Annotated in this window: 3 protein-coding genes and 1 pseudogene; all 4 read right to left on the reverse strand. The window is 71.3% G+C overall.

The annotated features are described in order from the left end of the window. The coding region (locus tag WA805_RS02395) for an SDR family NAD(P)-dependent oxidoreductase (RefSeq protein WP_424564894.1) at window positions 1-647 on the reverse strand (647 nt) is incomplete at its 3' end. Between the two features lie 75 nt (window positions 648-722). After that, the gene (locus tag WA805_RS02400; RefSeq protein WP_425241547.1) at window positions 723-3,347 is read right to left on the reverse strand and encodes a LuxR C-terminal-related transcriptional regulator; all 2,625 of its coding nucleotides are present in this window, start codon (window positions 3,345-3,347) and stop codon (window positions 723-725) included. A gap of 101 nt (window positions 3,348-3,448) precedes the next feature. Continuing rightward, a complete protein-coding gene (locus WA805_RS02405; RefSeq protein ID WP_422282673.1) occupies window positions 3,449-4,342 on the reverse strand; it encodes an alpha/beta fold hydrolase in 894 nt (297 codons plus the stop codon). Window positions 4,343-4,404: 62 nt separating this feature from the next. After that, a pseudogene (locus WA805_RS02410) lies at window positions 4,405-4,623 on the reverse strand (hypothetical protein); the annotation flags it as partial.

Genomic DNA, 4,623 nt, shown 5'->3' on the forward strand with positions numbered 1-4,623 from the left:
ACTGGCGCCGCGGCATCGCTGACGAGAAACGCGATCACGCCGGCGATCGCCTCGGGCGCGACCGCGTGCGCCAGCACCTCGGGAGGGAATATGTTCCGGTTCGCGGGAGTAACAAGCAGCTGCGGCGCGACCGCGTTCACCCGGATCCCGTGCGGGCGCAGTTCGACGTCGAGGGTGCGCGTCAGGTGAACAAGAGCGGCCTTGCTCGCGCTGTACGCGGTCATGCCGCCGGTTGGGTCGATCCCCGGACGGGCGGCCACGTGCACGATGACACCCGAACCCTGCTGCTGCATGTGCGGCGCGACCGCCTGGCTCAGCCACAGCGCGGGTCCCAGGTTGACATCCATCATGAGCCGCAGCGTGTCGGGAGTCGTGGCGAGCAAGTCTCCTGGACGGAAGGCGCCGATGGTGTTCACCAGCACGTCAGGGGGCCCGATCTCGCCGGCGATCCGGTCGACGATCTGTTTCGTCGCGTCCGGGTCGGTGGGGTCGGCGACCTGGCGGCGGATGTCGTCGGGGAGGTCGCCGAGCGCGCGCTCGTTCCGGTCGACCGCCACGACCGTGAGGCCGCCGGCGGTGAGGGTGATTGCTGTCGCGTGACCAAGCGCACCGCCCGCGCCGGCCACGATCGCCACCTTCGCGCTCATGGTGCCCAAACGTAGCGGCGAGCAAGGTGAGCGGCCGTCACCTGGATTCGGTGATTCCGCGGTCCGGCTTCAGCGCTAGCGCGCGGCGGCGAGCAGGCGCAGTTCTCGTGCGCGCTGCACGGCCGCGGAGCGGTCAGCCACCTGGAGCTTGGCGTAGATGCTGCGGATGTGCGTGCTGACCGTGTTCACCGACACTGACAGCTCGGCCGCGATCTCAGGGCGCGACAGGTTCGTCGGCAGGTACCGCAGCACCTTCAGTTCACCGGGACTCAGCTCCTCCGCCTGTTCAGGCACCCGGTCGTCGTTGACCGGCACGGACGCGCCGCGCAAGACGTCCAGGATGTCGGCCCGCAGCGCGGCGTGCGCCGTCTCGTGTCCGGGCAGCGCCTCCAGCAGCTCCCGGGAGCCAGTCATCGCGAACGGCAAGACCAGCCGGTCAGCCTCCGCCAGCGCCAGCGCGCACTCCGCCGCCTGGTTCGCCGCGCGCCGGTCACCCAGCTCGCGATGGGCGAGCCCGGCTATCAGCCGGGCCTCCACCATCGTGACGTACCCGATGACCGGTGCGCTCCCGTCCAGCACATCCCGCACCGCGGCCAGCGCCGCGGCCGGGTCGCCGTCCGCCAGGCAGATCACCGCCCGTGCGTTGCCGATCTCACCCGATCCGGCCCGCTCGTCATCCAGCGCGCCGAGCGTTGCGCGGGCCTCGCCGGTCATCCCGAGACGGGCCTGGGTGGCCACCAGCCAGCCCGTCACCTGGTTCGCCAGCGCGTGCGGGCCCGCCAGCCGCGACTGCAGGCGTTCGGCCGCCCGGAATTCCTCAAGGGCCTCAAGGCCGCGGCCGCGGCAGGCCCGCAGCATCCCGGCCGTCTGATGCAGCAGCAGCCTGATGTCCGGCCCGGTGTCTGCCTGCACGGCCTGCGTCGTGCGCCGCAGCCATCGCTCGGCCTCGGCGAACTCCCCGGTCCACACCATCGTGCTGGTCAGCGTTACCAGCGCCGGCGCGATCACCGGCTCGGTGCCCCAGCCGTGCCGCTCGGCGAGCGCGATCGCCTCGCGACAGCGCTGCTGGGTGGTGGCGAACGAGTGGATCTTCGACGCGAACGCGAGCTGAGCGAGACAGCTGGCTTCCAGGTAGGGCCGGTCGATCTGGCGGGCCAGCGCGGCGCCCTCCCGCAGGTGACGCTCGGCGTCGGGCAGGGCCAGGGACCATGCCTCAACGGTCCCCAGGTTCATCAGCGCCACCGCTCGCAGGTCGCTGTCCAGCGCGATGTCCTCGTCGGACTGCCCGGTCACCGGAGAGCCGAGAAACCTGACCTGTTCGACGACCCCCGCCAGGTGACCCCGCCGTCTGGCCAGCGATAGCTGCAGCGACGCGATCGCCACCCGGAGCCGGTGCTGCCGATCCGGCGGCGCGGTCCCCGTGTAGGTCTCGGCGACCGCCAGGTGCGCGGCCGCCTCATCCAGGCGGCCCTGGACAAGATCGGTCCCGGCGCGCACCAGGGCCAGCTCCGGGTGATCCTCGCCAGGAGGGAACGCCCGCGTCAGCGCGTCCATGGTCTGCGCGTACCCGTCCAGCGTCAGGCTGAACGAATGGTCGGCGAGCAGCCGGGCCGCGTCAGACCAGTCCCCCGCCGCCTGGGTATGCCGGATGGCGTCGATAGCCTGCCCGTGCTCGCTGAACCATCCCGCCGCCCGCCGGTGCAGCGCCGGCACCTGATCCGGCAGCGTCCGGCGCAGTTCCAGCCGGAGCAGATCCCCGAACAGGTGGTGGTAGCGAAACCAGGTCCGCTCGGGGTCCAGCGACAGCACGAACGCGTTCGCGTCCTCGAGCTGCAGCAGGATCCGGTCCGACCCGGGGCGGCCCGTCAGCAGGTCCGCCAGCTCGCCGTTGACCCGGTCGAGCAGGCAGGTGCGCAGCAGCAGGTCCTCCACATCGCCGGGCTGGCGCTCCAGCATTTCGGCGATCAGGTACTCGGCGACGGCGCGGTTAGTGCCGGAGAAGTCGGCGACGAAACGCTCCGGGTCGGGGTGACCGGCCAGGGAGAGCGCCGCGAGCCGCAGGCCCGCGGCCCATCCTTCGGTCCGCTGATGCAGCAGCGTCACCCCGGCGTCCGACAGCGTGAGACCCGAGGCGGCAAGAAGCTGGCGGGTTTCGTGTTCGGTGAACCGCAGATCCGCCGCGCGGATCTCGGCGAGCTCACCCGCCAGGCGCAGCTGATGAAGGCGCAGGGGCAGATCGCGGCGGGTCGTCAGCAGCGCGTGCACGCCGGCGGGCAGGCTCGTCAGCAACCGGGTGAGCTGACCGAAGGTTTCCGGCGAGCGCAGCTCGTGTAGGTCTTCGATGACCAGCATGATGTCGCGGCCGGCCTTCGCGAGCTCCGCGAGTACCCTGTCGACCATCGCCGGCGCTTTGAAGTCCGGTGTCGCGGCCGGCGCTGCCGCGCCGCCGGGCGCCCCGCGGGCATGCCGGACCGCGTCGAGCAGGGCCAGGCAGAAAACCTGGGCGTCTTGCTGGTCGCGCCGCACTTGGACGATGGCGAGCCGGCGCGGCTGACCCGGACGGTCCGCCCAGGCGCGCAGCAGCGACGTCTTCCCGCTGCCGGCCGGGGCCGAGATGATCGTGACCTTGCTGGCCGCCGCGTCGTCCAGGGCCGCGAGAAGATCACCCCGGTCGATTAGCCGGGGAGGCGCTAGTGCCACGTCACAGGCCTGCCTTGGTAGCTACGCCTGCCACCATAGCCTCGGCGAGGCCGTTCTGGCACCATCAGGATCCCGCGGGCGGGCTGCCCTGACCGGGGTGCTCACGCGTCGCGGGGCGTGGCAGGCAGGGAATGGTCCCAGTCGGAAAGCAGCGTCCGAATCGCGGCGACGAGCGCGATGGGCTGGTCAAGCATGATGTGGTGAGCCGAAGCGGGGATCTCGATGACGGGGGCGACGCGGCCGAGCCGGTCATACATCACATCGCTGAGCTCTGTGGACAGGATGCCGTGCTCAGCGCGGAACAACGCCACCCGGCAGTCGACCCTGGCCAGCGGCGCCGGAGGCATCGCCCGGTCGAACACGGCGGGATCCCACTTCCACGTCCAGCCGCCGTCCACCTGACGGATCGACGCCGCGGCGACGTGACCGGCGATGTAGCCGATCGCTGGCTGATCAGGAACCGGGCGGAACCGGGCGAGGATCGCCTCCCTCGACGGATAGACGCGCAATTCCGCGAAGGCGCGCCGCTCCTGCGCCGCGTTCTCTTCCGGTGCCTTCTCGCGGAAAGGGGCATCGATGACCACCGCCCCCTCGATCCTTGACCCGAAGAGGGCAGCGGCCCGCAGCGTCACGAGCCCGCCCATGCTGTGCCCGATCACCGTGGGCGGCGCCGCGATCCCCGCGTCTTCGGCGACGGCGAGCACCTCACGCGCCCACCCGTCGAGACTGTACGAGGGACGCCGGCCGCTGTCACCGTGCCCGGAGAGATCGATCGCAACGACGCGCCGGTCGCTGGCAAGCAACGGGCCGATGTGGTCCCACCAGCGTGAATGGGCCGCGCCGCCATGTACGAGCACGATGCCGCGGTCCCCAGGCTCGCCCCATGCCCGGTAAGCGATCGGGGCATCCGCCACCATCGTCGCCCGCTGTGTCACCGGAGCGGCGAGGGCGGCGGTGAACCACGCGGGCGGGGCGGCCGAGTCCGCGTCAACCATTGAAACCACGGACAGAAGTCAACCAGACGTTCCGGATGACGATTCAAAGCGCACCCCGAGGGTCACGGGCCTTCCAGCGCCTCGGGAGAGAAGCCCGCGACCTCTTTGTACCGCTCGGAAATGCCGCGCAGCTCGCTGACGTCGATCACGTCTTCGATGCGCGTGAACGGCCGGTCACCCGTTCGCTGCCACACTTCCCGCAGGATGGCGTCCGGCGGGGCGGCCCGGTTGGCGAGCACCACCCCGGCTGTCGCGGGCAGCCGGGCTGCCTCGTACGCCCG

The sequence above is a fragment of the Trebonia sp. genome (genome assembly GCF_049794275.1).
GTDB lineage: Bacteria > Actinomycetota > Actinomycetes > Streptosporangiales > Streptosporangiaceae > Trebonia.